The organism is Leptospira adleri (assembly GCF_002811985.1).
Lineage (GTDB): Bacteria > Spirochaetota > Leptospiria > Leptospirales > Leptospiraceae > Leptospira > Leptospira adleri.
The window spans coordinates 41,466-62,500 of sequence record NZ_NPDU01000013.1 but is presented as its reverse complement, the minus strand read 5'-3'; the positions used below and the strand labels follow the sequence as shown (position 1 = coordinate 62,500).

The 21,035-nt window shown below is 45.3% G+C and carries 20 protein-coding genes and 2 tRNA genes (1 of these 22 only partly in view); 16 read left to right on the top strand and 6 right to left on the bottom strand.

Translation table 11 applies throughout. From position 1 onward, the window contains the following. The 9 genes from CH376_RS06930 to CH376_RS06890 all read left to right on the top strand — a co-directional run. Positions 1-418, top strand: partial view of an adenylate kinase gene (locus CH376_RS06930; RefSeq protein WP_100784897.1) — the 3' portion only. The gene continues 146 nt to the left of window position 1, outside the view; only the last 418 of its 564 coding nucleotides appear in the window; its start codon lies beyond the left edge, outside the window; its stop codon occupies positions 416-418. 3 nt (positions 419-421) lie between these two features. Beyond that, on the top strand, positions 422-640 hold the full coding sequence (infA, locus tag CH376_RS06925) for a translation initiation factor IF-1 (protein WP_001040194.1): 219 nt from the start codon (positions 422-424) through the stop codon (positions 638-640). A gap of 8 nt (positions 641-648) precedes the next feature. After that, the gene (gene rpmJ, locus CH376_RS06920) at positions 649-762 is read left to right on the top strand and encodes a 50S ribosomal protein L36 (RefSeq protein WP_000868428.1); all 114 of its coding nucleotides are present in this window, start codon (positions 649-651) and stop codon (positions 760-762) included. Positions 763-767: 5 nt separating this feature from the next. Next, on the top strand, positions 768-1,145 hold the full coding sequence (gene rpsM / locus CH376_RS06915) for a 30S ribosomal protein S13 (RefSeq protein ID WP_100784898.1): 378 nt from the start codon (positions 768-770) through the stop codon (positions 1,143-1,145). Between the two features lie 2 nt (positions 1,146-1,147). Continuing rightward, a complete protein-coding gene (gene rpsK / locus CH376_RS06910; RefSeq protein ID WP_100748104.1) occupies positions 1,148-1,558 on the top strand; it encodes a 30S ribosomal protein S11 in 411 nt (136 codons plus the stop codon). An 11-nt stretch (positions 1,559-1,569) separates the two neighbouring features. Further along, the gene (gene rpsD / locus CH376_RS06905) at positions 1,570-2,193 is read left to right on the top strand and encodes a 30S ribosomal protein S4 (RefSeq protein ID WP_069608365.1); all 624 of its coding nucleotides are present in this window, start codon (positions 1,570-1,572) and stop codon (positions 2,191-2,193) included. Positions 2,194-2,215: 22 nt separating this feature from the next. Continuing rightward, positions 2,216-3,193 carry a DNA-directed RNA polymerase subunit alpha gene (locus tag CH376_RS06900; RefSeq protein ID WP_010573768.1) on the top strand — a complete coding sequence of 326 codons (978 nt, stop codon included), beginning with the start codon at positions 2,216-2,218 and terminating at the stop codon, positions 3,191-3,193. A gap of 1 nt (position 3,194) precedes the next feature. Then, positions 3,195-3,737, top strand: a complete 543-nt coding sequence (rplQ, locus tag CH376_RS06895) for a 50S ribosomal protein L17 (protein ID WP_100784899.1) — start codon at positions 3,195-3,197, stop codon at positions 3,735-3,737. Positions 3,738-4,075: 338 nt separating this feature from the next. Continuing rightward, positions 4,076-5,233, top strand: coding sequence for a LamG-like jellyroll fold domain-containing protein (locus tag CH376_RS06890; RefSeq protein WP_100784900.1), 1,158 nt, complete (start codon positions 4,076-4,078; stop codon positions 5,231-5,233). A gap of 44 nt (positions 5,234-5,277) precedes the next feature. On the opposite strand, the gene CH376_RS06885 is transcribed toward CH376_RS06890, so the two are convergent. The 4 genes from CH376_RS06885 to CH376_RS06865 all read right to left on the bottom strand — a co-directional run bounded on the left by CH376_RS06885 (position 5,278) and on the right by CH376_RS06865 (position 12,296). Then, on the bottom strand, positions 5,278-7,173 hold the full coding sequence (locus CH376_RS06885) for a putative Ig domain-containing protein (protein ID WP_243398243.1): 1,896 nt from the start codon (positions 7,171-7,173) through the stop codon (positions 5,278-5,280). Next, positions 7,157-8,800 (bottom strand): FG-GAP repeat protein, encoded by a 1,644-nt coding sequence (locus tag CH376_RS06880; RefSeq protein WP_100784901.1) that lies wholly within the window; start codon positions 8,798-8,800, stop codon positions 7,157-7,159. The genes CH376_RS06885 and CH376_RS06880 overlap by 17 nt, the downstream gene beginning before the upstream one ends. 947 nt (positions 8,801-9,747) lie before the next feature. Further along, positions 9,748-10,218, bottom strand: a complete 471-nt coding sequence (locus CH376_RS06870; RefSeq protein WP_100784903.1) for a hypothetical protein — start codon at positions 10,216-10,218, stop codon at positions 9,748-9,750. Between the two features lie 68 nt (positions 10,219-10,286). Next, positions 10,287-12,296, bottom strand: a complete 2,010-nt coding sequence (locus CH376_RS06865; RefSeq protein ID WP_100784904.1) for a 1-acyl-sn-glycerol-3-phosphate acyltransferase — start codon at positions 12,294-12,296, stop codon at positions 10,287-10,289. Between the two features lie 373 nt (positions 12,297-12,669). Between CH376_RS06865 and CH376_RS06860 the strand changes: the two genes are divergently transcribed. The 6 genes from CH376_RS06860 (at position 12,670) to CH376_RS06835 (ending at position 16,454) form a co-directional block, all read left to right on the top strand. Then, complete coding sequence (locus tag CH376_RS06860; RefSeq protein WP_100784905.1) at positions 12,670-13,704, top strand: ATP phosphoribosyltransferase regulatory subunit; 1,035 nt, start codon at positions 12,670-12,672, stop codon at positions 13,702-13,704. A 37-nt stretch (positions 13,705-13,741) separates the two neighbouring features. Beyond that, positions 13,742-15,019, top strand: a complete 1,278-nt coding sequence (locus CH376_RS06855; RefSeq protein ID WP_100784906.1) for an adenylosuccinate synthase — start codon at positions 13,742-13,744, stop codon at positions 15,017-15,019. Positions 15,020-15,094: 75 nt separating this feature from the next. Beyond that, positions 15,095-15,167 (top strand) — tRNA-Lys (locus CH376_RS06850). 17 nt (positions 15,168-15,184) lie between these two features. Next, positions 15,185-15,259 (top strand) — tRNA-Glu (locus CH376_RS06845). A 222-nt stretch (positions 15,260-15,481) separates the two neighbouring features. Then, positions 15,482-15,874, top strand: coding sequence for a TIGR04452 family lipoprotein (locus CH376_RS06840; protein ID WP_100784907.1), 393 nt, complete (start codon positions 15,482-15,484; stop codon positions 15,872-15,874). Between the two features lie 190 nt (positions 15,875-16,064). Further along, the gene (locus CH376_RS06835; RefSeq protein ID WP_100784908.1) at positions 16,065-16,454 is read left to right on the top strand and encodes a hypothetical protein; all 390 of its coding nucleotides are present in this window, start codon (positions 16,065-16,067) and stop codon (positions 16,452-16,454) included. Here CH376_RS06835 and CH376_RS06830 read toward each other — a convergent pair. Both CH376_RS06830 and CH376_RS06825 read right to left on the bottom strand, forming a co-directional pair. Continuing rightward, on the bottom strand, positions 16,451-17,386 hold the full coding sequence (locus CH376_RS06830) for a TIGR02757 family protein (RefSeq protein ID WP_100784909.1): 936 nt from the start codon (positions 17,384-17,386) through the stop codon (positions 16,451-16,453). The genes CH376_RS06835 and CH376_RS06830 overlap by 4 nt on opposite strands. Continuing rightward, complete coding sequence (locus tag CH376_RS06825; protein ID WP_100785039.1) at positions 17,383-18,279, bottom strand: hydroxymethylglutaryl-CoA lyase; 897 nt, start codon at positions 18,277-18,279, stop codon at positions 17,383-17,385. The genes CH376_RS06830 and CH376_RS06825 overlap by 4 nt, the downstream gene beginning before the upstream one ends. Positions 18,280-19,011: 732 nt before the next feature. Between CH376_RS06825 and CH376_RS06820 the strand changes: the two genes are divergently transcribed. Next, complete coding sequence (locus CH376_RS06820; protein WP_165781715.1) at positions 19,012-21,030, top strand: chitobiase/beta-hexosaminidase C-terminal domain-containing protein; 2,019 nt, start codon at positions 19,012-19,014, stop codon at positions 21,028-21,030. Positions 21,031-21,035: the final 5 nt, after the last annotated feature.

The window sequence follows — 21,035 nt, the reverse complement described above, 5'->3', positions numbered from 1 at the left end:
AGCAAAACGTTTTATGGACGCAGGTGATTTGGTTCCGGATTCTGTCGTAATCGGAATCATCAAAGATCGCATCCGAGAAGCGGATTGTAAGAATGGATTTTTATTGGATGGTTTTCCGAGGACCGTGGAACAAGCGGACGCTCTGGATTCTCTTTTGAAAGGAGAAGGAAAATCGATCGATAGAGCGATCAATCTTCAGGTTCCGGATGCGGAACTCCTGAAGAGACTTTTGAGCCGTGCGGAAATCGAAGGCCGCGCGGACGACAACGAAGCGACGATCAAGAATCGTCTGGACAACTATAACAAGAAGACTCTTCCTCTTCTGGACTACTATGCGGCACAAAAGAAACTTTCTCAAGTGAACGGAGTCGGGTCTTTGGAAGAAGTTACTTCTTTGATTCAAAAGGAGCTTGCTTAATCAGTGGCAAAGGAAGAAGCGATCACAGTCGATGGCACCGTACTTGAGCCCCTGCCCAACGCGATGTTCCGTGTAGAACTGGAAAACGGTCATAAGGTTTTGGCCCATATTTCCGGAAAGATGAGAATGCACTATATCCGGATTTTACCGGGTGATAAAGTTACGGTAGAACTCTCCCCTTACGACCTTTCTAAGGGAAGAATCACTTACCGCAAAAAGTAGGAATTGTTATGAAAGTAAGAACATCAGTTAAGAAAATCTGCTCTAGCTGCAAGGTTATCAGAAGAAAAGGTGTAATCCGAGTGATCTGCACCAATCCGAAACACAAACAAAGGCAAGCATAAGAAATATGGCGCGTATTGCAGGTATTGACCTTCCAAGAGAAAAAAGAATCGTTATTGGATTAACCTATATCTTCGGAATAGGAAATTCCTTATCTAGAGGAATCCTGAAAAAAGCCGGAGTCGACGAATCGATCCGTGTAAAAGACTTGAACGAGTCTCAAGAAGCGGCTATTCGTAAGGCGATTGAAGAAAGTGCAAAAGTGGAAGGGGACCTGCGTTCCGAAATCCAACTGAACATCAAACGTTTGATGGACATTGGATGCTACAGAGGACTCAGACATAGAAGAGGTCTTCCGGTGAACGGTCAAAGAACGAGAACCAATGCCAGAACCAGAAAAGGCGGCAAGAAGACTGTAGCGAATAAGAAAAAGGTAACTAAGTAATCATGGCTGACGATAAGAAATCTTCTAAGAAAGAAAAGAAAGTTAAAAAGAAGGAAAAGAAAGTTGTTCCTCGAGGGAAAGTTTATATCACCGCATCCTTCAATAACACGATCGTAACCATCACCGATATGGCAGGGAACACAATCTCTTGGTCCACTTCCGGTGCGATGGGATTCCGTGGATCTAAAAAATCCACTCCGTATGCGGCTCAGATCGCTGCGGGAAATGCGGCTGAAAAAGCGATGGATTCCGCCGGATTACAAGAAGTCGACGTTATGGTTTCCGGACCCGGCATCGGTCGCGAGTCTGCGATTCGTTCTTTGGTTGCCAGAGGATTGAACATTAAGATGATTAAGGATGTGACTCCGTTGCCTCACAACGGTTGCCGTCCACGTAAGAGAAGAAGGGTCTAAGGTAGTTTAAGATGGCAAGATATAGAGGTCCTGTTGTAAAAATCATGAGAAGGGAGGGAGTCGATCTCTTCCTGAAGTCAAGTTATACTTTCAATAAAGATAAATTCCACCGCAAAGGGCCTCCGGGTATGCCTACAAAGCGGAAAGGAAAAGTGTCGGAATACGGCGCTCAGCTTCGCGAAAAACAAAAACTCAAAAGAGCTTACGGTCTTTTGGAAAAACAATTCCGTAGATATTACGAAGAGGCTTCTCACGCTCACGGTGTGACCGGTGAAATTCTTCTTCAACTTCTGGAAAGAAGATTGGATAACGTTCTGTATCGTCTTGGTTTCGCGGTAACTCGTCGCCAAGCGAGAAACTTCATCGCTCACAGACATATTCTCGTGAACGGAGATAGAGTGGATATTCCTTCCTACAGACTCAACGTAGGCGATAAAGTGGAAATCCGCGACAAGTTTAAAACCTCTACCTTCATTGCGGATAACATTCGTTTATCTCAGTCATTGCAGGGAGTTCCATCTTGGTTATCGGCAGATTACACAAACTTCGGCGGGGACGTGACGGCATTGCCTGAACGCCACCATATCGATCTACCGGTTAAAGAACAGGTAATCGTAGAGCTTTACTCTAAATAAAATCTGATAGAAGGGTCTCAAATTGTCTCTCAAAAGCTTACTCAAAGGATTTAAACGTCCTAAGAAGATAGAATTCAACACGGAAGCGAACACCCCGAATTACGGGAAGTTCGTTGCAGAGCCATTTGAAAGGGGTTTTGCCACAACTATCGGTAACTCTCTCAGAAGGACCCTTATGTCCTCGATCGAGGGAGCCGCGATTTCTGCGATTCGTATCGAAGGGGTGAATCACGAATTCTCCTTTATCGAAGGCGTTGCGGAAGACGTAACCAGAATCATTCTCAACCTGAAACAAGTTCGTATCAAATACGAACCGGAAGAAAAGGATCAGAGTAAAATCATTCACCTGGAACTGAAAGGCGCCGGGTATTTCAGAGCGGGGGATCTCGCAGTGGATTCTTCCATCGAAATTATGAATCCGGATCTTCACATTGCGACTCTCAACGAAGACGCAAATCTGATCATGGATTTGGAAATTCAAAGAGGAAGAGGATACGTTCCTGCGGAAGAAAAGAAAAAAGACATCGAAGTCCTCGGAACGATTCCTGTGGATTCCATTTTTTCTCCCGTGCAGAAAGTAGTTTTCGAAGTTTCCGAGACCCGTGTGGCTCAGAGATCCGATTACGAAAAATTGACGTTGGAAGTTTGGACGGACGGATCCGTTTCTCCGGACGACGCTGTGGCTCAAGCGGCGAAAATTTTAAAAGAGCACCTTACAGTATTTATCAATTTCGAAGAAGAACTGGAAGAAGAAGACGACGAACTGGACGAAGCGGATGAAAAACTCAAGGCTTCCTTGTCGAAACACGTGGAAGAGTTGGAACTTTCGGTTCGTTCTCTCAATGTGCTGAGAAGTCTGGAAATCGATTTTATCGGAGATCTCGTAAAAAGATCCGAAGAAGAAATGTCGAAATCCAAACACTACAGCGACCAGTGTCTACAGGAGTTGAAAGCGAAACTTTCCACTCTCGGTCTCTCTTTCGGAATGAGGGATTTCTAAAATGAACAAAAGAAATAAAGTAAAACATTTAAACCGCAACAAAGGTCATAGAGACGCGCTGATCAATAACATGATCACCTCTCTTTTTAAGTATGAGAGAATCGAATCCACTCAAGCCAAACTAAAAGTGATTCGTTCTCATGCTGAAAAATTGATTACGAGAGCAAAGAAGAATCTCGCAGTCGATCTGAAACCGGAAGTTCAACTTCATAACAAACGTGAAGTTATGAAAAGAATCAAAGATCGTGAAGTTGTCGTGAAACTTTTCGAAGATATCGCGAAACGTTTTGAGACCACGAACGGTGGTTATACTCGCGTTCTGAAACTTGTGAACCGAGCGTCCGACAATTCCGAAGTAGGAATTTTGGAACTGACTTCCAAAAAGGACAGAGCTTCTCTCTTGAAAGAAAGAGAAGAAAAACGCGAAACTCAGGCAAAAGTCAGAGATGATAAGAGAACCGCAAGGAAATCCGGTGCGGCTCCTGCTCCTGTGAAAAAAGAAGCGGCTCCAAAAAAGGAAAAAGAGACCAAAAAGAAGAAGTAATTCCTATCTGAATTTCGATAGAAAAAGCCTTTCTGCTTTTTGAAAAACCCGGTTTTACCGGGTTTTTTTATGTCTTTCTCTCTTTTTTTCTTGTCTGAGATTTGTCCTTCCAATTTTAAAAGTGGTACATCCTACTTTTTTCAGAGAACAGGCTTGTTTTTTTGAAGGTATTATCTAAGAATCTTTTTAAAAAGACCTGATTCTAAATCAGTTCTATTCTCATGAGAAAGAACGTCCTATACTATAAAAAACACTCAAAAAGGTTGAAAATTGTTTGTTGATTTTGGTAGGTAAGCCTCACTCAGAAAAGAAAATCGATTAGGGTCGGTTTGCATAGAATGATGAATTTGTTTTTCAAAGATAATAATTACGACGAGGCCATTTTTCGGAGAATCTACAAACGTTCTCTTTTGATTCTTCTTTTATCCTTTCCCGCCGCTTGTATGGAAGCGAAGAAGTTTAGTTTGGATGCCAGCAACCCCGCAGGTCTTTTACTTCAAATAGCGGTTCCCAATGCGATAGCCGGCGCGGCCGCAGCAAACAGTCCTACTTCCACATTTCAGGCGACAGCAAATATTCATTCCGTAAATCTCAGCTGGTCTTCCACGGCGACAGGCGCGACTTACAAAATTTATTCTTCTACAACTTCTTCTGTCACCGTTGGATCCCAGGAAATAACCGGCTCTTCGACCGGTATTACCGGAAGCAGCTTTGCTCATTCCGGTTTAGGCGGGGGAGAAACTCACTATTATCTTTTGGAAGTCATTCAATCGGATGGAACAAAGTCTTATTCAAAGATTATGCAAGCGACTACGTATTATCTTCCTACGGACGTTTCCAGTTTGGTGCTTTGGTTGAATGCGGAAGCGGGAATTGCAAAAGACACGGCGAATAAAATCACAACTTGGCAAGATCAAGCGAGTTCGAACGTGTTTACCCGTTATTACGCGAACCAGGAACCCTATTGGCTTCCGAATTTCCGCAATCAAAGGCCATTCGTTCAAATGAGCAACGGGGAAGGCCGCTTCTTTTCAGGTTCGGGCGTTCCGATTACGGGGAGTTCCTACACGATGCTCTTTGTGATCGAACAAAACGCGCTTTCGGTGGCGACGGAAGGAATCATTCATCTTTCCGGCGGAGGAGTTACGTTGTATTTAAAATTCTACAATGGCGCCTTGGAAGTGAACAGCGGCCCCAGTGATTTTAAAAGTAACGCCTATTCTACCAATGCGGCTCATGTTCTTACGATGCAGTTCTCCGGCACCGGAACCACTTTTTATTTGAACGGCAGTCTGCAGAAAAACACGACGAACGTATACAATGCGGCAGGTAATAATTTAACGTATTTGGGCGTGTATGCCGGAGGGGCCGGTCTTGACGGGAGGGTCTCCGAAGGTTTGATTTACAACCAAGGCTTGAGCGCGGCCGACCGTATTAAAACTGAATGCTATCTGAGTTTTAAATACGCGATTTCCGTTCCTCACGTATGTAATTAAAATTTAAGAATATTCTAAAAATTGAATATTCTTTTGTTCTATCCCTATCTATTGTAGACGTAAATCGCCCCGGAATCCGGTTTTAGTTCGTTCCAGCTCTGAAGCGGACCGTCCGTGTTTGCGGTTTGGCCGCCGTCTTCCTGAGGCGCGCCGGCTATTACCGTGTCATCCGAAATTGCGACACTGTATCCGAACCAATCGTTGGACTGGACGTTTTTGGCTTTTATGTAGGATTGTTGAGCCCAAGTAGTTCCGGTTCTTTGATAGACATAGACCGCGCCCGAACCGGGAAGGGAATTGTCCATCGATGCGGTAGTTCCGTTGAGTACGCGGTTTTCGTTCCCGTCTTCCCAATACGTTCCTACTGCGATCGTATCCCCGTAAATCGAAAGACTGAATCCGAAATAATTCACGACTCCCGGATTGGCGGCTCTAATTTCCGCTTCTCTGGTCCAAGCGCCCGCGTTGCGAACGAATACGTGGACCGCGCCTTCGTTCGATTGGGTCGCGCTCGCCGCGATCGTATCTCCATAGATCGATACTGTGATTCCTAATTGTTGGCCCGGGGTCGGAGGAACGCTTGCCGCCTTTAGATACGCCTCTTGAGCCCAGGCGCTTCCCGTTCGAACATATACATACGCAGCTCCCGAGTTCCCGTTCGAATTGTCCGCGCTCGCGGTGTTTCCGTTTGTGATCGTGGTTTGATTGCTGCTTTCCGAAGGCGCGCCTACTACCAACGTATTTCCGGACAAGGAAATGCTGTAACCGAATAAATCTCCAGCCTCGCCGTTGACCGCTTTGATAAAGGCTTCCTGATCCCAGTTGTTTCCGGTTCTTTTGTAAACATAGACCGCTCCGGAGTTCCCGTTCGAATTGTCTGCGCTCGAAGTGTTTCCGTTTGTGATGGTGGTCTGATTACTCGCTTCCGCATAGGCGCCGACCGCAATCGTATCGCCTTGGATTGCTACGCTGTATCCGAAAGAATCCCCGGCTTCCGCGTTAGACGCCTTTATGTAGGCTTCCTGGTCCCAGTTGTTTCCGGTTCTTTTGTAAACGTAAACCGCACCGGAGAAAGGAGCGGAATTGTCCGCGCTCGCGGTGTTTCCGTTTGTGATCGTAGTTTGACTGCTGCCTTCTCCGATCGCACCGATTACGATCGTGTCTCCTTGGATCGCCACACTATATCCGAAAGAATCCCAGGCTTCCGCGTTAGGCGCCTTTAGATAGGCCTCCTGAACCCAGCCCACTCCGTTTCTTCTATAAACGTAAGCGGCTCCCGATCCGTCGGCGGAATTGTCCGCACTCGCAGTGTTTCCGTTGGTGACCGTGGTTTGAGAACTGCTCTCCAGATATGCCCCGACTACGAGAGTATCTCCGTCCAAGGCTACGGCCCAACCTAAAGAATCCGACCTATCGGAATTGGACGCTTTCAGATAAGAACCCTCGTTCCAGAGAAAAAGTGTGGGCGACAAGGTGAACTTAGTCGAAGTAGATCCGCTCTCGTTCTTCGCGGTGATCGTATATTCGGTGGAAGGAATGCGGACTTTCGGGATTCCCGAAAGAGCTCCCGTCGTCGTATCCAAGGCGATACCGCTCGGTAATTCGGGAGTTATGGAGAATTCGGTCGCGGTCCCTTGTAAGGAAGGGCGAAACGTCGGAATTCTTGTGTGAGTGGTATATTGATAAGAAGAAACGGGATAACGCAGATCGGAAAGCGGCCCTTCTTTGAAGGAGAATAAATTGAGATAAGCCGGAGATCCAAAACTGCCTTGTAGACAAGCGGAAAAACTTGAAAAGAAGATCAAAAGTATTAAAGAATAAAATAATATTCTAAACCAATTTGAAAAAAGAGATTTTGCGCTGAAATTTCGAAGGGAAATGACATTCCGATCTTTCATATTTGAACGTGAAGAGTCGAACGTTTTATCTTTGGAACGCATAGGATGCTCCGGCTCGATACATGGAATCGTCCGCGCTTGCGGTCGGTCCGTTCGTGATCGTCGTTTGATTGCTTGCTTCTTGAGTGGCTCCAACCACGATTCTGGTTCCGTTCAAGGCTACGCTGAAACCGAATAAATCCCCGCTTCCCACGTTCGGGGCTTTGAAATAGGCGTATTCTCCCCAAAGTCCGGAAGATTTTTGAAACATATATACCGCGCCGGATTGGAAACACCTTTCGTCCCAAAGCGTTAACGGTCCGAAGGAGATCGTGGATAAGCCGCTCGATTCGTTGATTGCGCCTATCGCGATAATGTCCCCTTCGATCGCGACAGCCGCGCCGAATTGATCTCCCGCTTGAACGTTTTTCGCCTTGAGATACGCGGCTTGCGTCCAGTTCGTTCCCGTTCTTTCAAAGACGTAGGCGGCGCCCGAACCTCCCAACAAATTGGAGGAACTTGCGGTGGTTCCGTTGATGACGGAATCCTGAGCTCCGTCTTCAAGCGCCGCTCCTATGACGATCGTGTTCGCCGAAATGGAAACGGATCTTCCGAACTGATCGTTCGAATCCAAGTCGGAGGATTTTAAAAACGCTTCCTGGTTCCATTGTCCGGCCGTTCTTTGGAAAACGTAAGCGGCGCCCGATTCCGATTTGGAGTTATCCGCGCTGGCCGTAGTACCGTTAGACGTCACAGCTTGGCTGTCTTCCTTGTATGCCCCGACTACGATCGTTTCCCCCGATATCGAAACGTTCGAACCGAAGTAGTCGTTGTTATCCGGGTTCGGCGTTTTGAGATAGGCTTCTTGGGACCAAACTCCCGCGGCCCGTCGAAAGATATAAGCCGCTCCGGAATCCGATCTGGTGTTATCCGCGCTTGCCGTGTTTCCGTTCGTAACTGTATTTTGGGAACTGTCTTCCCATTCCGCACCGACCACGATTACGTCCCCGTCTATATCCACCGAAGAGCCGAAATGATCGCCCGCGCCGAAGTTCGATGCCTTGAGCCAGGCTTCTTGGGACCAGGTCGAACCATTTCTTACAAAAACGAAAGCGGAGCCTGAGCCGCCGTTTGTAGGAGCTCCTACCACAATTGTATCTCCGGAGATCGAAACACTCGCGCCGAAGTTGTCATTGGCAGAAGGATTTGAGGCTTTTAGATACGCTTCCTGGACCCAAGCTCCGGCAACTTTACGGTAGACAAAGGCTGCTCCGGAAGCGAAAAGGCTGATGTTGGAACTGGCAGGAGCCGAGCCGTTCGTAAGTCCGACTTGATTGCTGTTTTCACGGTATTCTCCGACGACGATCGTATCGCCCGAAACCGCGACGCTATTTCCATAAAAAGAATCTCCAATCACGAAAGATGGCTTAAAATAGGCCTCGTTCAGCCAATCCCCGCTTCCTGGAGCAGTCGGAGGATTTGTGACCGGAGGAGAATCGATTCCTCCTTCCGAAGGAGATCCGACACTCAAGCCGCTTCCGACTAACGCTAAAAAATTAAAATCGTCCTGTGGTTTGTATTGGCATTGAAAGAAGAATGGGAAAAGAACACATAATAAAAGAATCCGAACCGAGCAGTTTCCTGTTTGATTTTGTACAAGGGAAGAGTTTTGTTTTTGCCGGCGCTTCATAAAATTCTTCTTAGGCGAAGAAATCTATCCCGGATTTAGCCTTTCGTCGAATCTACTTATAAGAAGATATTTGTTAGTTATTAAACGCTTCTTTATTATGATTTTAGCAAGTTTTAGGGAAACGGTCCGGATTCGGATCGAGTTTCGGATGATTGCGGAGCGTCCTTGGATTTCTTTTTTTAAAGAAGAATCCTTTGTTTCGGTGTTTTAAAGGACATAAGAAGCCGAAAGATTTTATCGTTTAACAACGATTTTTTGGAAGTTCGAGTAAGGATCATTTTTTTCGGGGAGTTCCCGCAACGTTTCAAATCGAACTCTCGGAGTTGGCGCCTTCCATAGTTATTTACCTTTGTGCATGTCATCTTTTACAAACCGTGACTGGAATCGTATTTCGGACGCGCGGAAATATCGAACACTTTGATCGTTTCAAGAATAATTCGATTTAAAAGGGCTTCCAAGTCGACGTTTGTTCCATTTTGAAAGCCGTTATTTATGGATTATCGACTTTATATTGTGTTCGGTGATTTCGTAGATAGAGATCGTAAGACGACCCGGAGAAGGGGCAATGGAAATGGGAAATGATATTTTGATTTTGAACGATCTCAGATTCGAAATACATACAAGGTTTCGAATCTATCCATTGTGAAAATCGTTGAGGGAGAGGAGCAAATCAATTTTTTCAGAGTAATATTGAATTGTTTTCCGAAATATCCGCTCTTTTGAGTCTGCATCGGTTCGGATTTTTTTCCGAATCCTTCAATTCTTCTTCCTCTTCGCAGTGTTTCGAAGCGGAGCGATTTGCTCTTGGAGAAAAAGGAATCCTCGAAAGAATAAGGTGTGACTTACGTTATCGAGGGCCCGATTCCTTCCGGATTCAATTTAAAATAGCGCAAGTTCGGTATTGCCGATAAAGAGAGGAGTGAAAGGAGAATAGAAATTCTTCTTCGTCAGATACGAATCAAAATTCCTTTCCTGCATTTTTCAAGAATGGAATTCAGAAAATTTCTGTGGATTAGGAAAGTACTAGATCCGACTTCTTCCAAACTAGGAACCACGTTTTCGTTGATTTCGATACGAGAACTTCCCGTAGGAAACCGGATCGAATCCGTATAATTAGTTTCGGATTCGTTTTCGATAGGCTGAAGAATGTGGATCGTTTTCTGATTTTCCCAGTAAAGATAAAAATGAGAATCGAAGATTTCGGAAACATAAAAAACTTGGGTGAGTTTTTTCTTATTCTTCGTGATTTCTCGAAGGGATTTTGAAAGGAGAGAAATATTCGGATATCTGAATGGATTTGGTTTGCCCTCGGAAGAGGGGGATACTTGGTCAAAAACGGGGTTTGGGATCTGAGCACAGTAAGGACAAAGAAGAATCAAAACCAAAATCAAAATAAAAGCGGAGACGATTCTTAACAAATGTTCTTATTCTCAAGATCAAAGACGGAACCTAAACTCCTATTATTTTTGGAGCTTAGGCCGTATTCTTATACTCTTGCGAGTCGACCTTCCATCATTTCGATGATCTCGCTCATATTCTTTTTGTTGATCACGATTTCGTAGGCCGCGGCGAGGACCGGAGTTTCCGGCGTGATCTTCATCAGATTCGGCATTACCTTGAGTCCGTAAAAGCCGTTGGACATTCTTTCGGAAGGAGATCCGTAGGCGATATCGTATCCGGTCTTTCTGTCCTTCGCATCGGTTCCGAAACAGGAAAGCATAAAGTCCGTCAATCCGGAAAGTCCTTGGAACGTCTCCGGTTGTCCTCCCATCTTGGTTCCGATCTCCGTCATCTCGGAGAAAAAACGATTGGAAAGATGAAAGAGAGAATTGTCCACGTTTCCGCCCAGAGTCTGAGTGAAATAACCCTCCACGATTCCCATCGCAAGCGCGTAGATCGTTTTGAGAGCTCCGCCTAATTGAACGCCTTTGATGTCCGTCGGAATTTTCGCGGGTCTCGGAAATATATAACCGGTTGTGAAAAGTTTTTGTACCCTCGGAATCAGGGACGCGTTAGACGCAGCGATTTCAAAACCGGAGATCTTTCTTTCCATGATTTGATCCGGATAACACGCACCTGCGATCACTCCCAAACGATCGTCTTCCAATCCGAACGCGGTCTGCACCTCGTCCAAAATCAAACCCGTGCTCGTAAAACCTTTGACCACGTTGAAAAACGGAGCCTTGTTTTTGTTGAGGAAAGGCTGAATCTCCGGATAGACGTTGATCAATTCCCAAGGGTTCGTTCCCTGAATAAAAAGAGTCGCGGTCTTCAATACTTCCGGATCGGAAGTGAAGATCAAGTTCGGGGGAAGTTTATAAAGAGGATAATATTTTAATTCCCTTCTTTCGGTGTTACACTGTTCCGTATAAGTTTGATCCGGATGATAGAGATAAACCAAAACGTCTTTATTCGCAAGCAGGGTCGCGACCGCGATCGACATGCTGCTCGCTCCGATCACGACGATCTTTTCTTCCGGTTCTTTCGGAACCTTGATGAGAATATTCTTCCCAGTGACGTCGCCTTTGTAGAGATTCCTATAAGTTCCGTGTTGGTGTTTGTTTAAGTTCGAACCTACGAGAAGCGCAAGGTTATCGATGAGGAATTGTTTTTTGTCTCCGTGTTCCGGGAACTGAAGTTGTTCCACGTCTTTCGGAAACGTTTCCATGTGCTTTCTGGAAAGCTCCCCGACTAACACGGGTTTGCCGATCACGAGTTTTCCGTTCACTTGGTTGAACAACAAACTCGTAGTGGGAAGAATTTTGTCGGTCTTTTCCAGAGAGATCGGGATGATGACCTTGTTTGCAACGTAGTGATAGACCGTTTCCACGAAAGGCATGAGTCTTCCGTCTCTCGAACGGGTTCCTTCCGGAAAGATGGCTACGATCTTTCCGTCCGACTGAAGTTTTTGAGAATGTCGAAACGCTCTCATGTTGATCTTAGTCATCACGTCCGAAAGACTCGGGTTGTCCGCCATGTCCCTTTTCGAACAAACCAAAAGGGTTCCGAACATATAAAGACCGAGACGTGTGAAGTCCGGTTCATACGCGAGTCTTCCCGCGATGAATACCAATTGTTCCGCGATCGCTTTTCCTTCCGGAGAACAGTTATAGAGCTGATGAAAGATTGCGGGCGCGTCCAGGTGCGATAGGTGATTGGAAATCAGAGTGATCGGATATTTTCCGAGAAGAGGTTGGACCAATTTCAGATTGTCCACGCCTTCCACCGTAAACTGTTTCATGATCGGAGAAAGAAACTCCATCATGAATTCTCTCGATCTCTGTTCGGGAGAAGTGTAGACTCCGACCGTTTCAAGAAGATTCGGTTCTTTGAATACGTCCATTACCGGAGGCATGGGAGTTACGGAGGATAAGTATAAAAACTTCTGGAGAATCTTCTTGGCTTCTTCTTCCGTCATTCCGGAACGTTTGAACAAGTGAATGTTCTCGAAAAATTCTTTCTGCCATTTCCCAACGCTGGATTCTTTCTCAGCCATCAATCTTACTCCTGGTCTTTCGATATAAATTCGTTTTTTATCCGGTGTGTTCCCGTGGGAAGTCCGGCGGTTCGCATTCCGATATGATCTTTGAAAGAGAATCGGGGTCTAAAGTCGCTTTCGGTTAACTCCGAACGAAAAAGAAATTTCCGAGTCGGAATCGGATTCTTGCTGATCCCGGATTATAACCGAGAAAGGCCTTTTAGAAGGACTTGCCCAAATCGCCGATGGAAATCGTAAGATGGAGAGAATCCGCTGAATCGGATGATAATCATCCGTTTGGAATGGGAATTGTCATTCTATTTTTTTAAAAAGGTTTGAAATCTGACGTCTCGGTTTTGAACTGTATTTTGGAACTGAAGTCTTCCAAAAAATGAATCAAAAACTCCCAGAACCCAGCCAGAAAAAATGGATCCCCGACGGGTTTCACTTCCTTGGTCCAGAAGACAGCAAAGACAGACGCATCTTACTCGAGACCGTCTCGGGAGTTCTTAAAAAAAAAGGCTATTCCGAAGTATTCTTACCCGCATTTGATTACAGCTCGACCTTTCTTCAGACGGTCTCGGCTCCCGATTCTTCTTCTCTCTTTCGCATCCGAGATCTTTCCGGAAATGAAATTTCGCCGAGCATCGATTTAACGGTGCAAGCGGTAAAAGGGATGGCGGGGTTCTCGCACCAGAAGGAAAACCAGAATATCTTTTACGTGGGAAGAATTTTTCGTGAAACCGCCAAAGGGAGCGTATCGCGAAAAGAAGTTCTGCAGATCGGCGCGGAATCGATCGGCGCTTCGGGTAAGGAAAACACGCTTCGCATCTTGGAAGAATTGGACGAGATCGTTTCTCTTCTTCCCTTGGAAAACGAACTGACCCTGGTGCTCGGAAACGTAAACCTCTTTCACTCCATCGTTCAGGAATATTCTCTTACCCAGAATGAGATCGAAATTCTTTCCACTTTGTTATATCAGAAAAACGTAAACGAGATCGAAAGAATTTTCGGGGAAAAGAAGGATCGTTCGCATCTCATCCGTTTGTTGAACGCACTCGTTCTCAACTTCAGTTTGGATTCTTTGAAGAATTCTTTGAATCTGGATTCTCTTTCCGAAAATCTCAAAAGAAGTCTCGGGATCGTTTTGGAAGAAACTTCCTGGCTTTTGAAAGCCTGGGATTCCAAAAAAAGGAAGATCGATCTTTGTATCGACTTTTCCCTTTTGAGAGATTTGAATTATTATACAGGATTTGTCTTTCAAGGTTATCTTCAGGGTTCTCCCGATCCGGTTCTCACCGGAGGCGCTTACGATCATCTCTACGAAATGTTTTCCGGAGTTCAGAAGGACGCGAGCGGATACGCGCTCGTAGTCAACACGTTAGAGGCGTCTCTGAAATCCCCTCTCTCCGATCTTCGATCATGAAACGTAATTTTACCAAGCATCAATTTGAGGAAAAACTATGCCCGCATCGTTAGTAGTAGGAACCCAATGGGGTGATGAAGGAAAAGCGAAAGTAATCGACTTTCTCTCCAAGGACACGGACATCATCGTTCGTTATCAGGGCGGGGCGAACGCGGGTCATACCGTGGTGGTTCACGGAAAAAAATACGTCTTTCATCTGGTTCCTTCCGGAGTGATCTACGACCAGACAACCTGTGTGATCGGCAACGGCGTCGTTCTCGATCCTCTTTTTTTCATAGAAGAATGCGACCGTCTTCAGAAGGAAGGTTTTCCCGTTTACGACAAACTTTTGTTAAGCGACGCGTGTCATCTTTTGTTTCCCTATCATTCGCTGATCGATTCCGCGAGAGAAACCACTCTCAGCCAGGAACACAAGATCGGAACCACTAAAAAAGGAATCGGAGTCTGTTACGCGGACAAGATGATGAGAACCGGTTTGAGAGTAGGGGATCTTTTGGACGATTCTTACCAATCTCGCCTCAAACATCTCGTGGAGGAAAAAAACCGAGAGTTGGACAAACTCTACGGTATGGCTCCCGTTTCTTATAACGATATCAACGAAGGTTTGAAATTCTTTCTTTCCAAGGTGAAAAAGAATATTATAAATACTGCATATTATCTTGATAGCGAACTGAAAAAAGGAAAAAGAATCCTTTTGGAAGGAGCGCAAGGAACCGGTTTGGACGTAGACTTCGGAACGTACCCGTATGTGACGAGTTCTAATCCTACCACCGGAGGCGCTCTGATCGGCACCGGAATTTCTTTCCAGCATCTCAAACACGTTATCGGAATCACGAAGGCTTATACTACGAGAGTAGGGGAAGGTCCTTTTCCTACGGAGTTATTGGGAGAAGCCGGAGAAGCGCTTCGTCAAAAAGGCGGAGAATTCGGAGCCACTACGGGACGTCCGAGACGTTGCGGCTGGTTCGACGCGGAGATGTTGAAACATTCCGTTCGAATCAACGGGATCACTTCGATCGCTTTGACTAAGATTGATATTCTTTCCGATTACGATTCGATTCCGGTTGCGGTCGGATACAAGCTCAACGGAAAAACCTTGGATTGTTTTCCGTCTCAGTGTTTGGAAAAAGTGGAAGTCGTCTACGAAGAGTTTCCAGGTTGGAAGACCGACATTTCCGGGATCAGTGAATTTCAAAAACTTCCCGAAAAGTGTAAGGATTATATTTCCACTTTGGAAAAACTCATCGGTGTAAAGATCAATCTCGTGTCTACGGGCCCGGATCGTAAGGATACGATTCACGGAGATTCTTTTTAAGGAATCGGGGCTTTTTTTCAGCGTTTTTGATTGACCCATGACACTCGAAAAATATCGTGTATTTCGTAACGCTTCGAGTCGTTAGCTCAGCTGGTAGAGCAATTCCCTTTTAAGGAATGGGTCCGGGGTTCGAATCCCCGACGACTCAAAAGAACGTTCTGATAAGCCGCCATCGTCTAGTGGTTAGGACACAAGATTTTCATTCTTGGAACAGGGGTTCAATTCCCCTTGGCGGTACCACTCTTAAACTTTCCGCTTCGTTTTAAAAATTTTACCCGATTCTTGTTCTTCTCCTTTATCAAAAATCATATTAGGTTTTTATTTTGTTTTCTTGCGATTCCTCTTTCGAATCGTTTCCTTTTTAGGGAATAAGTTTGTGATAATATCTTGTTAAATAGCTGACAAGAAATGGCCGAAGGCTACGTTCGTAATAAATTTAACAATAAGGTTCTTTAATATAACATGAAAAATTGTCTCGCAGCGTTTACTCTCATTCTTATCTTAAACGTTTCCTGTGCCGCTTTTTACGATACTACCGGTCTGGATTCGATGACGGGGCCCGAGGCCGCGGTAAAAATTGATGAAGCGGTTTTGATCGGAATGACAGCGGTTTTAGCGACTACAAGCAGCCGAACCAGTTCCACCACAAGCACTCGTTCCAGTTCGGGATCGCTTTTCTCGCTCGCATATATCAGCTCTACGGCAGGAATCGATGATGAAGACAGTAAAGCTCTTTACGAAAGCAAAAAGGTGAAAGCCTGTGCAGATTCGATTTTGTCTACGATTGTCTTAACTCAAAACACGGATTCCGGTTTGATCGCAGCATCCGCTTGTAAACTGAAAAAACTTCCTTAATCGCTTAAGGCCTGTTCCGCCGCCCGGGTCGCTCCGGGCTATTTCCCCGTAAACCTTGCACATCGGTTTGATTCTCGATTCCTCCTCGCTATAACTTGAACCAAGTTCCTCTCGGATCGGATTTGACCTTCCTTCTTTAGGATTCAACTTACAGCGCGTCCCAAAACCTTATTTTATTTTGGAGGAAATTATGAAATCAAGAAGAAGGTTTATCAAGCTCGTCGTTTTGTTTGCGATCGTAGCATCCACTCTATCTTTTTGCTCCGTCTATTATCGGTTAGAAGATAAAGATACTATGACTTCCGCGGAAGCCAGCGCTGAAATCAATATGGCGGCTTTTTTTGCGGTCGTCGCACTCCCAAGTTCGCTCGCTCATTCAAGAAGTATTCTTACGTTGCCTTTGATGACGATAGCCGCGGGGTTGCCCGAACCGAAAGTCGACGAAGCGATCGCACCGTCGTTGTATTTTAAGACGGATGTCAAGAGGTGCGCCGACTCGATCTTTTCTTCGATTCTTCTTACCGATAATCTCGATTCGGGTCTGATCGCTGCAGGTTCTTGTAAGTTGAAGAAACTTTAACGATTCCGATTTTTTAAAGTTCGGGTTTTATAAACGGAGCAGATCGTATTTATCTGACATTCTTCGCAGAGTTCGGTCATATACTTTGATTTGCACCGTCTTAAAATTCCCAGTCGGCTCAAAGCAAAGTCTCCACGAGTCGGATCTTCCGGAAAAATTCTTCGAAAGAATGCGGTGATCTCTTCCGCTTTTTTCCAGTCCGGCGTTTTGCGGGAACTGATTTCAAGGACGCTTGCAACTCTTTGAATGTGTATATCGAGAGGATATAAAAGTTCTTCCGGAGCGACGGAAGTATAGATTCCAAAATCGGGGAAATCCTTTCGGACCATCCATCGAAGATACATCGAATATCTTTTGATTGAAGACGTGTGAATGCCTTGGCCGACTAAAAATCTATATCCGTAAGAATTCACACCTTTGGAATCCATCTTTTTAGAAATCGCTCTGAATCGGATTTGAAACGAGAGAATTCTCTGACGAAGACTTCCTCCTTGAAGAAAGAGTTTTTGTTCTCTCGGAGCCAGATTGAATTCTTTTTCCCGCGATAAAGAGAAGAGGGATTCCAGGCTTTGTGCGGGATCGTTTTGAAGATGTTCTTGGATCGTTCTGAAAAAAAGGAGGATGTCGGCGGATTTTTGAAAGCGGTAGGGTTTGATTTCTTTTCGTATTCGGGAAAGATCTTCCTTGAGAAAAAATTCGTGCGGGGAGTTCCCGCAAAATTCAAAAAGATGTCCCAGATAATTTTTGATCGCTCGGACGTTCCCGTAAGAAAAGAGCGCGGAAATAAATCCGGATATTTCCTGGTCGTTTGGGTTTGAATACGAATGGGGGAACTCTATCGGATCGCTGGAAAGGAATTCGGGAGATTCGTATTTCTCGAAGATTTTTTCCAGCGTCCTTTTTAGTTTTTGGTCGGCGGTATTTTGGTTCAAACTTCTCTTTTTTTCTTTGTCGCTAAGTAGGTTCTGGATTGAAGATCTCTTGCGATTGCCTTTTCCATAAACGCGGAAGCCTCCCAAAGAAGACCTGGATCGATCCCCGTATGAACTCCCGATTTTTCGAGAAAGTAAACAAGATCGTCAGTTGCCAAATTTCCGGCCGCGCCTTTTGCGTAAGGGCAACCTCCTAATCCTCCTGAGGAAGAATCAAAGGAGCGTATTCCCATGGAGAACGCTTTTTCCACGTTCGCGATCGCCATTCCGTACGTGTCGTGAAAGTGTCCCGCCAATCGGTTTGCTGGGATTTCTTTCAGAAGAATTTCCAGCAAACGTTCCACTTCCGCGGGAACTCCCGTGCCGATCGTCTCGCCGAGAGAAATTTCGTAAGCTCCGAGTTCGAAAAGAACTTTAGAAACTTCTAATACTTTTTTAGGATCCACTTTTCCTTCATAGGGACAATCGATCACGGTGGAAACGTATCCGCGGACTTTGATTCCGTCTTTTTTTGCTTGTTCGAAGATTTCCTTAAAGCCTTCGATCGATTCCGAAATGGTCCGATTGATATTTTTTTTCGTAAATGATTCGGAGGCCGCGGTGAAAACGGCGACTTCTTTATAACCCGCGTTCTTTGCCGCTTCGTATCCTTTTAAATTCGGAGTTAAGGCTGAATACTGGATCCCGTTCTTAAAATCCAAAAGGGAGGAAAGTTCGGTCGCGTCCGCCAGTTGCGGAATCGATTCTTTTTTTACGAATGAGGTCGCTTCGATGTTCTTCAAACCCGCTTTCACGAGGAGTTGAATGTATTCGAATTTATCCTTTGTTGGGACGGGGGTTTTCTCGTTTTGGAGTCCGTCTCTTGGACCGACTTCTGTGATTTTTACTTCCATTCTCTTCTCAGCTTCTTTTTTCAACGGAATCGGGCAAGTAATAATAAGCCTCCTTCTTTCTTCAAAAAGGCTTCTCTTGCTCGTTCTATTCTCCTTTTCTTAGACGTTTTCCGTTCGTTCGATTTCGTTTCTTTTGAGAAGATTGGAAAAAGCGAAACGTGCGCCCTCCCGGCGGGCCTCTATTTCTTTTTGCATTTGATTTAGAGCCTTTCCCAAAACCTCAAAGAACGAAAAGTTTTGGTCTCTAGATTCTAATCTTTGTGTGAGTTCCCACATTTGCAATCCATTCGATTTTTTGGGGATTCTAAATCGCTCCTTCCTTTCAAGAAAGTATGAGTTCCCACATTTTTAGGTTTTAAGAATGGCCATGAGTTTTGTGGCTGTTTGTTTCATTCTTCTTAGCTTTTAAGATTTAAACGGAAGAATTTTTTACAAGAGTTGGAGATCCGGGGCGATTGATAACCTGAAGAATAGGTTATAAGCAGGGTTGTCCTCAGTTATAGGTGGGGATGCCGTTTGACCTTTTCTGCATTAGATTTCTTAGCAGTTACATCCACTTGTACATAGATAGATGTTGTTGGGGGTTCTATGAAGAATGGCGCTATAAAGAAACAACATTTGAAAAAGACTTTTTATGCTAATTATTTTTGCTTAGTCCTAATTTTTTTTACGATCGGATGTTTGAACAAGGGCAAAAAGGCTCCTCTGCTTTTTACATTTTCCGGAATTGATTTGCCGAGATCGAATTTGATCCAAGCTCCGGAAACCGGCAAAATCAACCTGAGTTCGGCCTCCAGATTCTTCGTAAGTGCGAACGCAGGAGCGATCAATTCTAAGGACGTCACCTGGTCGTCGAGTATGGATTCTTATTATAGGCTTCGTTTGAACGCCACGAACTGCCAGGACGGAACGGTGATTTCGGAAGGTGCCGTTACAAAGTCGACTTCCGTTTCGAACCGAATCGATGCAAATGACGCGACAAATCCCCTTACGGTAGGAGCGAATCGGATCATACTTTGTTTAGATTCTTCCGAAAGCGGATCGAATTGGGACAAAGTGGAATTAGACGTGATTCGAGACGATACTCCTCCCACTATGAATACGTTTGCCCCGACTACGGGAGTTTACGGATCCGCGATTCCCGATATTTCTTTGACTTGTTCCGATTTGGGCGGATCCGGCTGCAACAAGATCGCCTATCGAGTCGGCGGTTCCGATCCGGGAATTTTACCGGACGGAACTCCCGATGCGAATTCCATTTTGTTTTCGAATGCGTTCTCGGTTCCGGATAACGCGATCACTACCGTGAAAGCGATCGCGGTCGACGCAGCTGGAAATGTCGGAGCAGTGAGCGCTCCTTCGGTTTACACCGTTTTTACCGGGAATCCGACAATTACGATTACATCCCAGAGCGCTCAATATCTGAAGTCTACTTCCTCGAGTACGATCAAATGGAAAAGCGATATTACAGGATCATTTAGCATCAGAAGGAACAGCAATACTTGTTCGGATGGAACGCAGCTTACGAGCGGAACCGTAACCGCGAACGTGGTGAAAACAAGCGGAGTGTCCGCTGTGTCCCTTCCTTCCGATGGAAGTTATACGATTCGGATCTGCGTCACTTCCTCTTTGACCAGTAACGTAGGTTATACGACGTTCAATCTGGTGAAAGACACTGTGATTCCCGTGATGACAGCGTCTCCGGCGGGAAACAATTTTAATCTGCCGGTCAATCAAAGATATTTCACGTTTACTTTTGATAAGGACATGGACACGAATGCAACCGTAGGTCCGAGTTTGATTATTTTTACTAGTCCTACTTTAGCAGGATCAACAAGTAAGCCTTTAAAGGGAACTACTGGGCAGTGGTTAGATGCAAGAACTTACCGATTGGACCTACAGAGCAAGCTGCCTGAATTATTTTTCGTTCAGTTGTCCGTTTTTGGCTTTAAGGATTTTGCGGGAAACACCCCTGCGCCTATTTCCACTAGTTTATCATTTGCAACCGGTGTGGAATCTTCACCTCAAACAGTGGCGGACACGGGACAAACGGATTGTTCGGATTCGAACGGGGATCCCGCTGCTTGCGTCGGCTCAGGACAAGACGGCGAGATCGTTAACGTAAGTTCAGGATTGACTCTTCCTTTCGCACTGAACGCGTCCTATCCCAATGATATCGTCTCTGTCGATACGATTACGGGAAAGGTTTGGAAAACTTGCGTTGAAGGTTTTTCTTGGAACGGGACTACCTGTGTACAGGTTTGTCCCCAAGATTCTAAATGGGACGGAGTTACTTGTTTGGCGACCGTTGGATATCCTTATATGGATCAGTTTTCCGCAATCGATTGTAATGCCTTGAATTCGATCAACTCCGGAAACGGATACGCGGGAAAGAAAACGTGGAGAATTCCATACCTATCAGAATATTATGGAATTCTAAATTACGGAGGGAGCGCTGGAAATGACACTATTCCGGAGGCGAATTTCCCGGGACTTCCAAGAAATGACTACCAAAGATATTGGACCGGAACGCATTCACTGAGCATCAATGCCGCGACCGTGACCGGTACTATCGACTCGCTTTCGAACGGTCCGGGTGATCCGTTGAATCCTGCCAGTTATTATTCCCAGGGAGCATGGGCGATCTCCGTTTTCGGTGGGGTTACGCAGCCCGGGCCAAACAGACTGAGCTACCTTTCAAATTATGCGGGCCAGAGGTATTATTATACAAGTCTTTGTCTTGCGGATTAAGGAGA

What these genes read in the sequence shown, in the direction of transcription:
- rpmJ (WP_000868428.1), top strand. Translation starts at nt 649, where the DNA reads ATGAAAGTAAGAACATCAGTTAAGAAAATCTGCTCTAGCTGCAAGGTT.
- rpsM (WP_100784898.1), top strand. Translation starts at nt 768, where the DNA reads ATGGCGCGTATTGCAGGTATTGACCTTCCAAGAGAAAAAAGAATCGTT.
- rpsK (WP_100748104.1), top strand. Translation starts at nt 1,148, where the DNA reads ATGGCTGACGATAAGAAATCTTCTAAGAAAGAAAAGAAAGTTAAAAAG.
- rpsD (WP_069608365.1), top strand. Translation starts at nt 1,570, where the DNA reads ATGGCAAGATATAGAGGTCCTGTTGTAAAAATCATGAGAAGGGAGGGA.
- rplQ (WP_100784899.1), top strand. Translation starts at nt 3,195, where the DNA reads ATGAACAAAAGAAATAAAGTAAAACATTTAAACCGCAACAAAGGTCAT.
- CH376_RS06890 (WP_100784900.1), top strand. Translation starts at nt 4,076, where the DNA reads ATGATGAATTTGTTTTTCAAAGATAATAATTACGACGAGGCCATTTTT.
- CH376_RS06885 (WP_243398243.1), bottom strand. Translation starts at nt 7,173, where the DNA reads ATGCGTTCCAAAGATAAAACGTTCGACTCTTCACGTTCAAATATGAAA.
- CH376_RS06880 (WP_100784901.1), bottom strand. Translation starts at nt 8,800, where the DNA reads ATGAAGCGCCGGCAAAAACAAAACTCTTCCCTTGTACAAAATCAAACA.
- CH376_RS06865 (WP_100784904.1), bottom strand. Translation starts at nt 12,296, where the DNA reads ATGGCTGAGAAAGAATCCAGCGTTGGGAAATGGCAGAAAGAATTTTTC.
- CH376_RS06860 (WP_100784905.1), top strand. Translation starts at nt 12,670, where the DNA reads ATGAATCAAAAACTCCCAGAACCCAGCCAGAAAAAATGGATCCCCGAC.
- CH376_RS06855 (WP_100784906.1), top strand. Translation starts at nt 13,742, where the DNA reads ATGCCCGCATCGTTAGTAGTAGGAACCCAATGGGGTGATGAAGGAAAA.
- CH376_RS06840 (WP_100784907.1), top strand. Translation starts at nt 15,482, where the DNA reads ATGAAAAATTGTCTCGCAGCGTTTACTCTCATTCTTATCTTAAACGTT.
- CH376_RS06835 (WP_100784908.1), top strand. Translation starts at nt 16,065, where the DNA reads ATGAAATCAAGAAGAAGGTTTATCAAGCTCGTCGTTTTGTTTGCGATC.
- CH376_RS06825 (WP_100785039.1), bottom strand. Translation starts at nt 18,279, where the DNA reads ATGGAAGTAAAAATCACAGAAGTCGGTCCAAGAGACGGACTCCAAAAC.